Annotated in this window: 13 protein-coding genes; 6 read left to right on the forward strand and 7 right to left on the reverse strand. The window is 63.4% G+C overall.

What is annotated here, in order from left to right:
* Positions 1-202 precede the first annotated feature (202 nt).
* Together IVB22_RS19400 and IVB22_RS19405 are read right to left on the reverse strand one after the other, a co-directional pair.
* Complete coding sequence (locus tag IVB22_RS19400; RefSeq protein ID WP_247518885.1) at positions 203-1048, reverse strand: VOC family protein; 846 nt, start codon at positions 1046-1048, stop codon at positions 203-205.
* Positions 1045-2304 (reverse strand): Glu/Leu/Phe/Val dehydrogenase, encoded by a 1260-nt coding sequence (locus IVB22_RS19405; protein ID WP_247518886.1) that lies wholly within the window; start codon positions 2302-2304, stop codon positions 1045-1047. The genes IVB22_RS19400 and IVB22_RS19405 overlap by 4 nt, the downstream gene beginning before the upstream one ends.
* A 240-nt stretch (positions 2305-2544) precedes the next feature.
* Between IVB22_RS19405 and IVB22_RS19410 the strand changes: the two genes are divergently transcribed.
* Positions 2545-3456 (forward strand): sugar kinase, encoded by a 912-nt coding sequence (locus tag IVB22_RS19410; RefSeq protein ID WP_247518887.1) that lies wholly within the window; start codon positions 2545-2547, stop codon positions 3454-3456.
* Between the two features lie 18 nt (positions 3457-3474).
* The gene (locus IVB22_RS19415; RefSeq protein ID WP_247518888.1) at positions 3475-4389 is read left to right on the forward strand and encodes a ribokinase; all 915 of its coding nucleotides are present in this window, start codon (positions 3475-3477) and stop codon (positions 4387-4389) included.
* A gap of 103 nt (positions 4390-4492) precedes the next feature.
* Here the strand turns inward: IVB22_RS19415 and IVB22_RS19420 are convergent, their stop codons facing one another.
* Complete coding sequence (locus tag IVB22_RS19420; protein WP_247518889.1) at positions 4493-5713, reverse strand: NAD(P)/FAD-dependent oxidoreductase; 1221 nt, start codon at positions 5711-5713, stop codon at positions 4493-4495.
* Positions 5714-5973: 260 nt separating this feature from the next.
* Here IVB22_RS19420 and IVB22_RS19425 point away from each other — a divergent pair, with 260 nt between their 5' ends.
* The gene (locus IVB22_RS19425) at positions 5974-6765 is read left to right on the forward strand and encodes an enoyl-CoA hydratase/isomerase family protein (protein ID WP_247518890.1); all 792 of its coding nucleotides are present in this window, start codon (positions 5974-5976) and stop codon (positions 6763-6765) included.
* Positions 6766-6936: 171 nt separating this feature from the next.
* Here IVB22_RS19425 and IVB22_RS19430 read toward each other — a convergent pair whose 3' ends face one another.
* A complete protein-coding gene (locus IVB22_RS19430) occupies positions 6937-8643 on the reverse strand; it encodes an IlvD/Edd family dehydratase (protein ID WP_247518891.1) in 1707 nt (568 codons plus the stop codon).
* 165 nt (positions 8644-8808) lie between these two features.
* Between IVB22_RS19430 and IVB22_RS19435 the strand changes: the two genes are divergently transcribed.
* Positions 8809-9816 (forward strand): Gfo/Idh/MocA family protein, encoded by a 1008-nt coding sequence (locus IVB22_RS19435; protein WP_247518892.1) that lies wholly within the window; start codon positions 8809-8811, stop codon positions 9814-9816.
* Entirely contained in the window at positions 9813-10505 is a 693-nt protein-coding gene (locus IVB22_RS19440) for a GntR family transcriptional regulator (RefSeq protein WP_247518893.1), read from the forward strand. Before IVB22_RS19435 ends, IVB22_RS19440 begins: the two co-directional genes overlap by 4 nt.
* Here IVB22_RS19440 and IVB22_RS19445 read toward each other — a convergent pair.
* Positions 10502-11326 carry an NAD(P)-dependent oxidoreductase gene (locus tag IVB22_RS19445; protein ID WP_247518894.1) on the reverse strand — a complete coding sequence of 275 codons (825 nt, stop codon included), beginning with the start codon at positions 11324-11326 and terminating at the stop codon, positions 10502-10504. The two genes, IVB22_RS19440 and IVB22_RS19445, sit on opposite strands and share 4 nt — an antisense overlap.
* A gap of 93 nt (positions 11327-11419) precedes the next feature.
* On the opposite strand from IVB22_RS19445, the gene IVB22_RS19450 reads away from it, so the two are divergent.
* On the forward strand, positions 11420-12388 hold the full coding sequence (locus IVB22_RS19450; RefSeq protein WP_247518895.1) for an SMP-30/gluconolactonase/LRE family protein: 969 nt from the start codon (positions 11420-11422) through the stop codon (positions 12386-12388).
* A 22-nt stretch (positions 12389-12410) separates the two neighbouring features.
* Here IVB22_RS19450 and bla read toward each other — a convergent pair whose 3' ends face one another.
* Positions 12411-13301 (reverse strand): subclass B3 metallo-beta-lactamase, encoded by an 891-nt coding sequence (gene bla, locus IVB22_RS19455; protein ID WP_247518896.1) that lies wholly within the window; start codon positions 13299-13301, stop codon positions 12411-12413.
* Between the two features lie 277 nt (positions 13302-13578).
* A complete protein-coding gene (locus IVB22_RS19460; RefSeq protein ID WP_247518897.1) occupies positions 13579-15009 on the reverse strand; it encodes an aldehyde dehydrogenase family protein in 1431 nt (476 codons plus the stop codon).
* Positions 15010-15285: the final 276 nt, after the last annotated feature.

Here is a 15285-nt window from a genome sequence, read left to right on the forward strand (position 1 = left end):
GGGTATCGGGCGACATCGCCGCGCGCTTTGGCCGGTGGCCACCGGCCAAAGCGCTCAGTCGCTTCCATCGCACATTTTGCTCAATGGGCAGATACAAGGGGTCTGTCTCCGCATACGCGGTTCTGTGCTGTGGAGAGAACCCCTCACCCGTCGCCGAACTTCGTTCGGCGCCACCCTCTCCCACAAGGGGAGAGGGGAAAAATCATGGCTTCCCAGCCGACGGCTGCACCAGAAGCGTCGGGACGCCGTACGTTCCGCTGCGCACCGTCATGACCCGCGTTCCCGGCTTGCGGCCGGTTCGGACTTCCGAGACATCGACGCCGGACTGGACGAGCCGCGCATGGGTGGCGTCGATGTCGGAGACGCGCCAGCACAGGCCGCGCAGCCGGTCCTGCGACGTATCCGTCTTCTTGCCCGGCCGGTGGGTGACCTCGACAATCAAGTCACCACAGCGGAAGAACATCAGCCGGCCCCAATCGGGATGCGAGCGGTCGAGCGCCATGTCGAGGCCGAGCCGCGCGCCATAGAGGGCGGCAGCCCGCTCGGGGTCCGACGTCGAGACCACGACATGGTCCATCGCCGTGATCGATCCGGTCGTGGTTCGCACCGACAGGGGCCGCTCCTTGTCGCGCTCGAGGAAGAACAGACGGACGCCGCGCGTGGCCTCCGTTGCCGCTCGCGTGCGCTTCCATGACAGCGTCGCACCTGAGATCGCGTCGTGGCTTTCGACGTCGGCGATCGCGTCCGGCTTCAGCATGAGCCGCTCCAGCCTGCGATGCATCCTGGCGATGTCGCTGGTTCGAAAGCAGATGCTTGCGAGTCCCTCGCCTTGGGCCGCAAGCACCGCACGAATCCGGTCGGCGTTCGCGCCCTCGCCGCTTGGCGCCATCAATTCCAGCGTCGTGTTGTCGAGCGTGAACAGGACGCGGTCGGCGCCCTCGCCGCTGTTCTGCCAGGCCGGCGCGCGCGCGAACAAGGTCTGGTAAGCGGCGGAGGCCGCGTTGATATCGCCGGTGAGAACGACGACGTGGTCGAGGCCGGTGATCACGGGAACAGGCCTCGCGTGTTTTTGGCAGCGCGGACCTTCTCCACGCCGATCGCCATCGCCGCCGTCCGATGCGGGATATTGTCCGCCTTGGCACGTGTCACCATGGTATCGAAGGCGCGATCGAGGATGGCGTATTCGCGCCGCGTCACCTCCTCTTCCTCCCAGAACAATTGCTGCAGGTCCTGCACCCATTCGAAGTAGCTGACCACCACGCCGCCGGAATTGCAGAGAATGTCGGGGATCAAAAACACTTCGCCCTGGCGCTTCTCCAGCACCAGATCGGCTTCCGGCGTGGTCGGACCGTTCGCGCCCTCGGCCAGCACGCGGCATTTGAGGTTTTCCGCGACCTTGGCGTCGATCACCCGCTCCATCGCCGCCGGCACCAGGACGTCGCAGGGCAGCGTCAGGATTTGTTCGGGGTCGAAAGTCATCTGGTTGGAGAAGCCGGCGATGCTGCCATGCGAGCCCGCATGCCGCATCAGCGCAGGGATATCGAGCCCGGCCGGATCATGCAGCGCGCCGGTGTGATCGCTGACGGCGGTGATCTTCAACCCGTATTGATGCAACTCCAGCGCCGCATAGGAGCCGACATTGCCAAAGCCCTGGATCACGGCGGTCGCCGTGCCTGGATTGATCGACAGCTCCTTCAGCACGCGCCTGGCAAGATAGGCGACGCCGCGCCCCGTGGCTTCGCGCCGGCCGAGCGTGCCGCCCGACGATACCGGCTTGCCGGTCACGATCTCGGTCACGGTGCGGCCCTGGTACATCGAATAGGTGTCCATGAACCAGGCCATCACCTGCTCATTGGTGCCCATGTCGGGCGCCATGACGTCGGTATGCGGACCAACGAAGGGAATCATCTCCTGCATGTAGCGCCGCGACAGCGCTTCCAGTTCGCGCTTGGAAATGGTGGAGAGATCGACATTGACGCCGCCCTTGGCGCCGCCATAGGGCAGCCCGACGAGTGCGCATTTCCAGCTCATCCAGATCGCAAGGGCCGCGACCTCGCCGATGTCGACGGAGGGCGCGAATCGGGTGCCGCCCTTGGTCGGGCCGAGGGTGAGATGATGCTGCACCCGGTAGCCTTCGAATACCGCGACCGTGCCGTCATCGCGATGGATCGGACAGGAAACAGTGATGGCCCGCTTCGGCATCAGGATTCGGTCGCGCTCGTCCATCGGGATTTCGAGATGGTTGGCGATAACGCCAAATTGGTTAACCGCCATGTCGAACACCGGACCGGAATAAACGGTCATCTTCCCTCCACTTTTGTGGTGCCGCCGGGAAACCCAGGCTGCCGTCAGCCGTTATACGGCAGTATGTCCAAGACCTCTAAAGACAAGACTCCCAAGGACGGTCGTATTCTCCTCATACTCCCATCTCAAGCTGCAAAGACGGCACGGTTGCGAATAATTTCAGCGAATGCATCCGATAACCGGTGCTAATGTATCTGCGCCGGGCCGGGACCACCCCCTAAAGCTCATGACGGAAAACGAATGCAGGCTCTCTTCATCGGACAGACCTATATCGACGTTACCTTCATCACCGACCACATGCCGACCGGCGACGAAAAACATGTGGCGTCCGCCTATGCGGTGTCGTTTGGCGGCAACGCCGTCACCGCGGCATTCTGCTGCGCCAAGCTCGGCGTCGTGCCCGACCTGATCGCAACCGTCGCGAACGACTGGCTCGGCCGCATGTTCCAGGACATGAGCGCGAAATACGGAATCTCAATCCATCCGCGCAAGGTCAACTCCTCGTCGCTGTCCTTCATCATGCCGAAGGACGGCAAACGCGCCATCGTGCGTTGCCGCGACGACGAGCACATCCATCCCTTCCCGATGCTGAACCTGAAGGGCTGCCGCGCACTGCATATCGATGGCCACCAGCCGGATGCCGCCATCCATTATGCCAAGCTCTGCCGCGAGGACGGCATTCTGACCTCGCTCGACGGCGGCGGCCTGCGCACCAACACCCATGAACTCCTTGAATTCATCGATGTCGCCATCGTCGCTGAACGGCTGTGCGAACAGATGGACAAGACGCCGGAGGCCATGCTCGATTATCTCAAGGGCCGCGGTTGCCGGGTCGGCGGCGTCACCATGGGCGAACAGGGCCTGCTCTGGTATGACGAGACTGGCGCAGTCCGCAAGCTACCGGCGCTGCCGATCGCGCGCGAGCGCGTGCTCGATACCAACGGCGCCGGTGACGTATTTCATGGCGCTTACGTGTTTTCGTATCTCAACAATCCCGCGAAAGGCTGGCACGAGCATTTCGAGTTTGCACGCGCGGCCTCGACCTATAAGATCCAGCGCCTCGGCAACGAGGCTGGATTGCCGACGCTTGCCGATATCGAAGCCGTCAGGCAGGAATTCCAGATCGGGCGCAAGAAGGAATTTTGGGATTAGACAATTTTGGGATTAGACATGGGGCGCGTCTTCGTTGCCGGCAGCATTAATATGGATGTGGTGGCAACCGCGAGCCGGCATCCCCGGGTCGGCGAGACCATCGCAGGCCAAGCCGTGCATTATTTTCCAGGCGGCAAGGGCGCCAACCAGGCTGTTGCCGCCGCCAAGCTTGGCGCATCGTCGACGCTGATCGGCCGGCTCGGCACGGATGCGTTCGGCCAGCAATTGCGGCAGTTTCTTGAGCTGCAAGGCGTCGACCTCGCTCTGGTCAAGGACACCGCGAATATCCATACCGGGACGGCCGTGATCACCATCGCCGACGCCGACAACACCATTGTCGTCGTGCCCGGCGCCAATGCGCTGGTCAGTGCCGAGGATGTCGCCGTGCCTGTACTTGCCAAAGGCGACGTCGCCGTCAGCCAGTTCGAAATTCCGCAAGCTACGATCGCCGCCTTCTTCAAGCGGGCGCGCGAGGCCGGGGCGACCACCATCCTCAATCCGGCGCCAGCGATCGCCTGCGGCGCAGAATTGCTCGATCTCGTCGATATCCTCATTCTCAACGAGACCGAGCTTGGGCTTCTCGCGCAGACCGAGCTTCACGATACCGACGAACCTGCCCGGTTCATCGAAGCCGCGCGGCGCCTGCCAACCGCTTCAGACAAGATCATCTGCGTCACGCTGGGCAAGCGCGGCGTGCTCGCGCTTGTGGGCGGCGAGCCTTCGCTGATTGCGGGGCGTGCCGTGAAGGCGGTGGATACCACCGGCGCCGGCGATTGCTTCGTCGGCGCTCTTGCCGCGCAGCTTGCCAATGGAAAGGCGATCCGCGACGCGCTTGAATACGCCAATGCCGCCGCATCGATCTGCGTGCAACGGATGGGCGCCGCGCCGTCGATGCCGACGGCGGTGGAGGTGGCGGCGGTTTTGTGTTCGTAGCCCGGATGCAGACTTCGTAGGGTGGGCAAGGCGACAGCGTGCCCATCATCACGCGCTCCGCAACAACGGTGGGAACGCTTCGCTTTGCCTACCCTACGAAATATCAACCGAGGGCGCTCTTCAGATCGAAGCTGCTGTCAGCCGCCTGCTCTGGCGTGATCGACCCGTGGGCCGCAAGCAGGCGCCGTCCGAACATGTGGTCGCCGGCGCGATTGACGGACTCGATGCCGACGAGTTGCCCGTCCCTGTAGCAGAACGCGGAGAACGCCCCCTGCGCGCGATCGCCCCGCACCACCACGCGGTCGTAGCCGGTGGTCAGTCCCACCATCTGCAGCTTGTCGGGGCCCTGATCGCTCCAGAACCAGGGCAAGCCGTCGTAGGGCTTGGCGTCGCCGGTCAGCCGGGCCGCGACGCAACGCGCGTGGTCGGTGGCGTTCTGCACCGACTCCAGCCGCAACGAGCCGCCGAACCGTGGGCTGGCATACAGCGCGCAATCGCCCACCGCCGAGATGTTCGGATCGGAGGTGAGCAAATGCTCGTCGACCACGATGCCGGCCGCGACCTTCAGCCCTGCCTCCGCCGCCAGTTCGACATTGGGCAGGACGCCGACGCCCACCACAATCAGATCGGCTTTGATATGCCGCCCGTCGCTGAGGCTGACGCCGGTGACCTTGCTGCCGTCGCTCTCGATGCTCGTGACCTGTACGCCGAGATGAATCCGGATACCGGCCGCGCCGTGCCGCGATTGAAAGTGTTCCGAGATTTCCGCGGTCACCGCGCGTGCCATCACCCGCGGCGCGAGCTCGATGACGTCGACTTCGAGGCCCCTGGCCCGGGCGGTCGCAGCGAATTCCAGGCCGATGAATCCGGCACCGATCACGATGACGCGCTGACCCGGAGCGATGTAGTCGCGCAGGGACTGGCTTTCGTCGAGCGTCCGCAGGTAGCGGACGCTGTCAAGATTGGCGTTGGGAATGTCGAGCAAGCGATTGCGCGCGCCGGTCGCCAACACCAGATGCCCGTAATCGAGCGAAGTGCCGGAGGCGAGCAACACCTTGCGCGCGGCGCGATCGATCGACACCGCGCGATCGGTGATCAGATCGATGTTCTGGTCATGATAGAATTTTTCCGGCCGGAACATCAGGCTGTCGGGCCCGCCGGTTCCTTTCAGGTAGGCCTTGGATAGGGGCGGCCGCTGGTACGGCAGATGGCCTTCATCGTTCAACAGCGCGATGCGCTCGGAAAAGCCGTGCTGGCGCAGCGACATCGCAAGCTGAAAGCCTGCATGGCCTGCGCCAATGATGACAACCGGTCCTGTAGTCATAGGCACATCCTACGTTCGAGCGCACGGGAATGACCCATGTCGTTTCCTCTTCACTGATTTTGGCTTGCCTGTCTCGTCCCTTGGAAGCGGCGCTCGTGTCCGTTCCGAACGATGACAGGCCCTATCTGACCTCATGGCGCGAACAGACGCAAGAGCGCCGTGGCCCGGGATTGCGTGGTATTTTGCGGACCATGCCAGGGATTGTCACCTCCTGCCTTCTGTTATTTAAATGCTGACCCATTTCGAGCCGAGGCCCAGCCATGCCGACCTCCGATGATACCGCCGCCCCTGCCCTGCTCCGGATCGAGGGCTCGATTGCCACCATCACCCTGAACCGGCCCGCGGCCTTCAATTCCATCGATCTGTCGATCGCGCAAAAGCTCGAGCAACTCGGCGCGGAGGTCGAGGGCAACGACAATATCCGTGTGCTTGTCATCGAGGGTGAAGGCCGCGCCTTCTCGGCCGGCGGCGATCTGCAGACCATTGGAGCCGCCGCCGCCAATGACACCATTGCGCCCGTGGTGGGCGAACTGCTGAAGCACTACCACGCCTTTATCGAGACGCTGCGGCGGATGCCGAAGATCGTTCTCTCCAGCGTCCACGGCTCCGCCGCCGGCGCCGGCATGGGGCTGGCCTTCGTCGCCGACCTCTGCATTGCCGCCGATGACGCCCGCTTCACGCCGGCCTATGCCAAGATCGGCGTCTCGCCGGACGGCGGCAGCACGGTGGGCATGGTCGGCACCGTCGGCACCCGCCGCGCGCTGCAGATATTTTTGGCCGAGGACAGTTTTACCGCGCAGCAGGCCTATGAATGGGGCCTGGTCGCCCGCGTCGTTCCGGCGGCAGAACTGAAGGCCGAGACGCGCAAATTCGCCGAGCGGCTGGCGCAGAACCCGCCCGCGGCGATCTCAGGCACCAAGTCGCTGGTCTATCAGGCCGCGGTTACGCCGACCCGGCAGCAACTCGATGCCGAGGAAGCGAAGATCATCGACGCCATGCAGACCGACGACTTCCGCGTCGCGGTGAAGAGGTTCACCAGCAAGTCGAAGTGACTGTTGGCAGTGCCGTCACGTCGCCCTACTCTCGGTGTCGTCCCTGCGAAAGCAGGGACCCATACCGCGTTGTCCTATCGATAAAAGCGAGATGTCTGGCGTCCTCCAAAACAATTGGTGGCGCGGCGTATGGGTCCCTGCTTTCGCAGGGACGACAGCGGCTCTGATTCCCTACCGCTTCCCCTGCCCGCGCATGAAATCGAAGTCGCAACCTTCGTCGGCTTGCAGAATCGTCTCGTTGAACAAATGCGCATAGCCGCGCCTCGCCCATTCGGGCGTGACGACCGGTGCAAGCGCGGCGCGGCGCTTCTCCAGTTCCGCCTCGTCGACCAGGAGATCGATGCTGCGTTTCGCGACATCGAGGCGGATCATGTCGCCGTTCCTGACGAGCGCCAGCGGACCGCCCACGGCGGATTCCGGGGTGATGTGCAGCACGATGGTGCCGAACGCGGTTCCGCTCATGCGCGCGTCCGACATCCGCACCATGTCCTTGGTGCCGCCGCGTGCGAGTTTCTTCGGAATTGGCAGATAGCCCGCCTCCGGCATGCCCGGCGCACCCTTGGGGCCGGCATTGCGCAGCACCAGCACGTCGTCGGCATTAACATCCAGATCGGGATCGTCGACCCGCAGCGTCATGTCTTCGACGGATTCGAACACCACGGCACGCCCGGTATGCTGCAGCAGTTTCGGGCTCGCCGCCGATTGCTTGATGACGGCTCCGCGCGGCGCAAGGTTGCCATGCAACACCGCCATCGCGCCTTCGCTCTTGATCGGATTGTCGCGCGGACGGATGGCGTCCTGTCCGGGTACGTCTTCCGCATCGGCGACGATCTCGCGTAGAGTCTGCCCCGTAATGGTTTTCGCATCGAGATCGATGAGATCACCGAGTTGCTCCATCAATTTCGGCACGCCGCCGGCATGATGGAAGTGCTCCATGTAATGCTCGCCCGACGGTTTCAGGTCGATCAGCACGGGCACCTCGCGGCCAAGCTTGTCGAACGCTTCGAGATCGATGCGGTGTTTCGTGCGGTTGGCGATTGCCGTCAGATGAATAAGCCCGTTGGTCGAGCCGCCGATCGCCTGCAGCACCACCTGCGCGTTCTGGAATGAGGCCGGAGTCAGCAGTTCGCTCGGCTTTGGCCCTTTGGTCCTGGCCATCACGGCCGCCACCCTGCCGCTCGCCTCCGCAGAGCGAAAGCGCTCGGCATGCGGCGCCGGGATCGTCGCGCTCATCGGCAGCGACAGCCCGAGCGCCTCGGTGATGCACGCCATGGTGCTGGCGGTGCCCATCACCATGCAGGTGCCGACAGAGGGCGCCAGCCGACCGTTGACGGCTTCGATCTCGACATCGTCGATTTCGCCGGCGCGATATTTTCCCCACAGCCTCCGGCAATCCGTGCAGGCGCCCAGCACCTCGCCCTTGTGATGCCCAACTACCATCGGCCCCACCGGAATGACGACGGTCGGCAGATCGGCACTGACCGCGGCCATGATCTGCGCCGGCAAGGTCTTGTCGCACCCGCCGATCACGATCACGGCGTCCATTGGCTGCGCGCGGATCATCTCCTCGGTGTCCATCGCCATCAGATTGCGCAGGTACATCGAGGTCGGAAACGCAAAGCTCTCGGCGATCGAGATGGTTGGGAACACCATCGGCATCGCGCCCGACAGCATCACGCCGCGCTTCACCGCTTCGATGATCTGCGGAACGTTGCCGTGACAGGGATTGTAGTCGCTGTAGGTATTGGTGATGCCGACGATCGGCCTGTTCAGCGCATCATCCGAATAGCCCATCGCCTTGATGAAGACCTTGCGCAGGAACAGCGAGAAGCCAGCATCGCCATAACTCGTCAGTCCCTTGCGAAGTCCGTCGGCCATTTTTTCTTCCTGTCGTTATGGGTGGCACTTAAGGAGTCCGCCGAATTATTGTCAATGCTTGATTGCCTGGCACATAAAACGCGCATTTTGCCGCCACTCAGGCGATATTATTGACAATAACGCGAGTGCGTGCTGACTTCCGGGCATGATCGGAACCGTCTGTCGATGAACCAGCCTTTGCGCATCGGCCTGATCGGCGCCGGCATGGTGAGCCGTCACCACCTGATTGCCTGGGCGACTATACCAAATCAGGCCCGCGTCGTGGCGATCGCCGATCCGGCTGCGGAGAACGCCGCGAGACGCGCGACCGAGTTCGAGATTTCGCAGACCTACGCCAGTGCCGAGACGATGCTGGCGGCAACTGAACTCGACGCCATCGATATCGCAGCGCCCCGAGAGCTGCACGCGCCGCTGGTGCGGCTCGCTGCCGCAAAGCAATTGCCCGTGCTGTGCCAGAAGCCGCTCGCGCCCAACCTTCAGGAGGCCGTTGAACTCGCGGCCGAAGTCGAAGCACTGACGCGCCTGATGGTGCATGAGAACTGGCGCTTTCGCGGCTATTACCGCGACGCCGCAGCGTGGCTGCGCGAAGGCCGCATCGGCAATGTCAAGCAGGCGCAACTGACGCTTTTGACATCGGGCGTGCTGCCGGGACCGGACGGGCTCTGCCCGGCGCTGGAGCGGCAGCCCTTCATGCGCCGTGAGCGGCGCATGCTGGTCGCGGAAGTCTTAATCCATCATCTCGATACGCTGCGCATGCTGCTCGGGCCGCTGAGCGTGACGGCGGCGCAGCTCTCCCAATCGAGTGAGCAACTCGTCGGCGAGGACGGCGCGGCGATCCAGCTTCGCTCCGAATACGGCGCCGCGGTTTCGGTCTTTGCAAGCTTCGCCGCCCATGGCCATCCGGCCGTTCAAGTCGACCGGCTGGAGATTCTCGGCGACAAGGGAGCCATCAAACTCGATGGGCCATCGCTGACGTGCTCGGGCGCCTCGCCCGGCGAGTGCATCTACGATCTCGCCACCGAGTATCAGGGGTCCTATAACCGGACGATCGCGCATTTCGTGCAGTCGTTGCGCGACAACGCCCCCTTCGAGACGGCGCCGCAGGACAATCTCGAGACTTTGCGTCTGGTCGAGGATTGCTATCGGCTGTCGGGCTGGGAGGCTCTGCGATGAAGCCGCAGGAATCGTTGACCGAAACTTCCACGCTGACGCGTGAGGAGGAGCAGGCCGAGGTCATCCGCCGGCTGGAAGAGGACATTATCTTCGGCCGCTTCGCGCCAGGTCTGCGGCTGGTCGAGGACACGCTGATGCAGCGCTATGGCGCCAGCCGGCATTTCGTGCGGCAGGCGCTATTCCAGCTTGAACGCCAGGGCATCGTGCTGCGCGAGAAAAATATCGGCGCCACGGTGCGGTTCTATTCGGCCGAGGAAGTGCGCCAGATCTACGAGGTGCGGGAAATGCTGACGCGGCAGGCGGCGCTGATGATCGCCCTGCCCGCCCCCGCCAGCCTGATCGCGCAGTTGAACGAATTGCAGCGACAATACTGCGCGAAGGCCGATGCGCAGGATTTGCGCGGCATCCACGAGGCCAACGACGCCTTTCACGTCGCGCTGTTTTCGGCCTGCGGCAACCCGTATCTGGTCCGCTCGCTGCAGGACTACATGAACCTGACCCTGCCGATGCGCGCCAAGAATCTCGCCGACAAGGACGGACTGGCGCTATCCCGCCGCCAGCACGAATTGATGATCGAGCTGTTGAGAGGCCGCGACAGCTGGGCACTGGCGCAGCTCTGCGTCGATCATATGCAGTTCAGCAAGGCGGACTACCTCGGGCGCATTGCCGGAGATGGGGGCAAGCGCTAGCGCTTGCTCCAGTCCACGATCCTATCCTTGTCGCCGTCGAACTCCATGCTGCAGAAGGTGCCGCCCTGGTAGTAATCGCCGACCGGGTCCGGCTTGAGCTTGGCCTGCTCCGCCATGGCGTGTTCGCGGAAATCTTCTCCGCGACCGGTCGGCCGATAGCCGAGTTCGTAGGCGCGATGGTTGTCCCACCAGGCGCGCTCGTTGTAGGAAGCGCCGTAGAAGATCTCGAAGTGAATGTCGGGATGATCGAGCCCGATGCGGCAGAGCTGCACCAGATCTTCCGGTTTCAGCCAGATCGAAAGGCGGCGATGATCAAGCGGCATCTCGCCGAAATTGCCGATTCTGAGACAGGTGACGCCAAGCCCGTGCTTGTCGGCATAGAGCGCGCCGACCGCTTCGCCGAACACCTTGCTGACGCCGTAGCGGCTGTCCGGGCGCGCGGTGACGTCGGTGCCGATCCGGTGATGGCGCGGATAGAAGCCGACCGCATGGTTGGACGAGGCGAACACCACGCGCTTGACGCCCTTCTTCCGCGCCGCCTCGAACAGGTTATAGCCGCCGATGATGTTGGACTGCAGGATCGAATCCCAGGGGCCTTCGACCGAATAGCCGCCGAAATGCAGGATGCCGTCGACGCCTTCGCAGATCGCCTCGACCTGGGCGAGATCGGCGAGATCAGCCGCCTTGAACGTCTCGTCCTTGCCGAGATCGGCCGGCGCCTTCAGATCGCTCAGCAGCAGGTCCGGATAGATCGGCGGCAACAGCTTGCGCAGGCTCGTGCCGATCCCGCCGGCAGCGCCGGTCATCAATATGCGTGGCATTTCGTTCCTCTTATCTCTCGACCGATTTGCGGTCATTAGCCGGGAATGATAGCAGACTCAAACGCTCAGGGAACGCAACAACGAGAACAGCAAATGTCCGACGCAGCATCGCATTCAGCCGGCTGGCGTCCGGCGACGTATTATCCCGATCCGGCCATTCAAGCCCTCGATCCGCGCTTTGAGAAATATTGGCTCAAGCTGTCGGCGGTGGAGCGGCTGACCACCGGTCTGCGCTGGGCCGAAGGGCCGGTGTGGTTCGGCGACGGACGGTATCTGTTGTGCAGCGACATTCCGAACCAGCGCATCCTCAAATGGGAAGAGGAGACCGGCGCGGTCAGCATCTTCCGCAAGCCGTCCAACTTCGCCAACGGCAACACCCGCGACCGTCAGGGACGTCTCGTCACCTGCGAGCACGGCGGCCGCCGCGTCACCCGCACCGAATATGACGGATCGATCACGGTGCTGATGGACTCCTTCGACGGCAAACGGCTGAACTCCCCGAACGACGTCGTCGTGAAGTCCGACGGTTCGATCTGGTTCACCGATCCGGTGTTCGGCCTGCTCGGAAATTACGAGGGCTACAAGGCCGAGCCCGAGATCGACATGAACGTCTACCGGATCGATGGTGCGACCGGCAAGGCGACCATCGTCGCCGAGGGGATTCTCGGGCCCAACGGGCTGTGCTTCTCGCCGGACGAGAAGATTCTCTACATCATCGAATCCCGCGGCGTGCCGAACCGCAAGATCCTCGCCTGCGACGTCGCTGCCGGCGGCGACAAGCTCTCCAACAAGCGCGTCCTCGTCGACGCCGGCCCCGGCACGCCCGACGGCATGCGCTGCGACATCGACGGCAATCTGTGGTGCGGCTGGGGCATGGGCGATCCCGAACTCGACGGCGTCGTGGTGTTCGCGCCAGATGGCGTCATGATCGGCCGCATCGCGCTCCCCGAGCGCTGCGCCAACCTCTGCTTCGGCGGCTTGAAGCGCAACCGCCTGTTCATGGCGGCGAGCCAGTCGATCTACGCGCTCTACGTGAACACGCAGGGCGCACCGGGCGGATAGGTCGGCGTCGACCAGCGCCGGTTTATCCCTTCTTCTCCTGCGCGGCGGCGGTCTGCTTGGCGAGCGCGTCTTCAAACGCCTTCTCAAGCGTCGCAGCGTAAGCGTTGAACTCGCCGGGATTGACGAACGGATTGGGCGCGCCATCCGAGATCAAGGCACGCTTGTCCTGCATCCTGTACATCTCCGGATGCGGCGCGAGCAGCACATCCACCTTCATGTCCTTTGCCCGCGCGAACGTCTTCCTGTAATCGGTAACGATCCCGGAATAGGTCGGGTTGGTCACGAGCCGGTTCAGCGCCACGGTGCCGCTGCAGAAAATCAGGACGGAGCGCGTGGCATCGCCGTCCTTCACCGAAAATTCCCAGCTCGTGCAGCCCGGCGAATGGCCGGGGGTTTCGCGGGCGGTCAGCGTGACGTCACCGATCGTAACCTTATCGCCCTCGCGCACCGTGCGGTCCACCTTCACCGGCGGAAAATTGAGCGCAGTGTCTTCCTGCGCACCCGGATAGTAGCCGCCTTCAAGCAGCGGCTTGTCGGCTTCGCCGGCGACAAGTTGGCCACCGCTGGCCTGTTTCAATTCGGCAAGGCCGCCGGTGTGATCGATATGCGCGTGGGTGTTGAGGAGATATCTGATGTCGGTGACCTTGAAGCCGAGTTTCTCGATGCTCGCCTTGATCTGCGAGGTTGCTTCCGGCATCACCGTGTCCACCAGGATATGGCCCTGCGACGACGTGATCAGGTAGGACGCCAGGCCATCGGTTCCAACATAATAGACGTTGCCGATCATCTTGAACGGCTCGGTTGGCGCGTTCCACTTTACCTTGAGGGTCTCGAGCAGATCCTTGACGGTCTGGGCCTGCACTGTCCCTGCAAGCGACAGAAGCGCGACGAGCGCAACGACGATTTTCTTCACGGGCATCCTCCATCTTTTCTTGTTGCGTCGTCGCCGTGCCGGCTTCGGCATTGACGTGAATCTTAGTCTGACGATGATTCTGGTCAAAAAAATGCCGGCCGCCTTTCGGCAGCCGGCATCGTTCACAGCGATCGTAGGGTGGGCAAAGCGAAGCGTGCCCACCATTCCTTGCGATGCGCGATGGTGGGCACGGCGCAAGTGCGCCTTTGCCCACCCTACGAAGCAGTCCATTGTTGATCGACAGATGGATTGCTTCGCTCGCAATGACGGGTGAGGCTTACGCCGCGTTGTAGCCGGCGACCGCCTTCACCTCGAGATATTCCTCGAGGCCGTACTTGCCCCACTCGCGACCGTTGCCGGACTGCTTGTAGCCGCCGAACGGCGCGGTGCGGTCGTTCGGCACGCCCTGCAGGTTGATGTTGCCGGCGCGGATCTGGCGGGCCACGCGGCGCGCGCTTTCCACCGTATCGCCCGTGACGTAACCGGCGAGACCATAGGGCGTGTCGTTGGCGATCTTCACCGCTTCGGCTTCATCCTTGGCGCCGATGATGGTCAGCACCGGTCCGAAGATTTCCTCCCGCGCGATCGTCATCTCGTTGGTGACGTCGGCGAAGATGGTCGGGCGGACATAGAAGCCCTTGTTGACGCCTTCCGGCAGGCCCGGACCACCGGCGACCAGGGTTGCACCTTCGTCGATGCCCTTCTTGATCAGCGCCTGGATCTTGTCCCACTGGATGCGCGACACGACCGGGCCGATGGTGGTGCCTTCGGCGCGGGGATCGCCCGCCTTGGTCTTGTCGGCGACGCCCTTGGCGATGGCGGCCACTTCCTTCATCTTCGACAGCGGCACGATCATGCGCGACGGCGCGTTGCAGGACTGTCCGGAGTTGTTGAACATGTGCATCACGCCGCCGGTCACGGCCTTGGTGAGGTCGGCGCCTTCGAGAATGACGTTCGGCGACTTGCCACCCAGTTCCTGGCTGACGCGCTTGACGGTCGGGGCGGCGCGCTTGGCGACGTCGACGCCGGCGCGGGTCGAGCCGGTGAACGAGATCATGTCGATGTCAGGGTGCTCGCTCATGGCGGCGCCGACTTCAGGGCCGAGGCCGTTGAGGAGGTTGAACACGCCCTTCGGCACGCCGGCTTCATGGAGGATTTCGGCGAAGATCAACGCCGAGGTCGGCGTGAATTCCGAGGGCTTGAGGATCATGGTGCAACCGGCGGCGAGCGCGGGCGCGACCTTGCAGGCGATCTGGTTGAGCGGCCAGTTCCACGGCGTGATCATGCCGATGACGCCGACCGGCTCACGCACGACGACAGCAGTGCCGACGTTTTCCTCGAAATGGTAGTTCTTGAGCACTTCCAGCGTGGAAGCGATGTGGCCAAGGCCGGCACCGGCCTGCAGGCGTTCGGCCATCGGCAGCGGCGCACCCATTTCGTCGGAAACGGCGGCGCCGATTTCCTTCATGCGGCCCTTGTAGACCTCGATGATCTTTTCCAGAAGCGCGATGCGCTCTTCGCGGCTGGTCTTCGAATAGGTCACGAAGGCGCGCTTGGCGGCGGCAACGGCCTTGTCGAGGTCGGCCTTCGAGCCGAGCGCAACTTCGTACATCGCTTCTTCGGTCGCCGGATTGACGACGGGGGTGGATTTCTTGACGGCGGGATCGACCCAGGCGCCATCGATGTAGAATTGCATGCGGTTGACCATCGGAAACCTCTTTATCTCGGAGCAATGGAGGAGGAACGGTAGCGTTCGGCAGGCATCCTTGCACGAAAGCCAGGGCAGTTGAACCCGCCATATGCGGGGTGCCGCGATGCGGCAGGCGCTGGATATAAGGTCAGGGATGCGGAGGTGGCAAGGTGCGTACTCTTCTTACCCTCTCCTGGAGGGGGTCGAGACGAGCGAAGCTCGCTCTTGGGTCGGCGAGCATCGTGCGAAGCAGGATGCTCGCCGGGGTGGGGTGACGATCTCTCCTCGCGAACA

Origin of the sequence: Bradyrhizobium sp. 190 (assembly GCF_023073415.1) — a bacterium.
GTDB lineage: Bacteria > Pseudomonadota > Alphaproteobacteria > Rhizobiales > Xanthobacteraceae > Bradyrhizobium.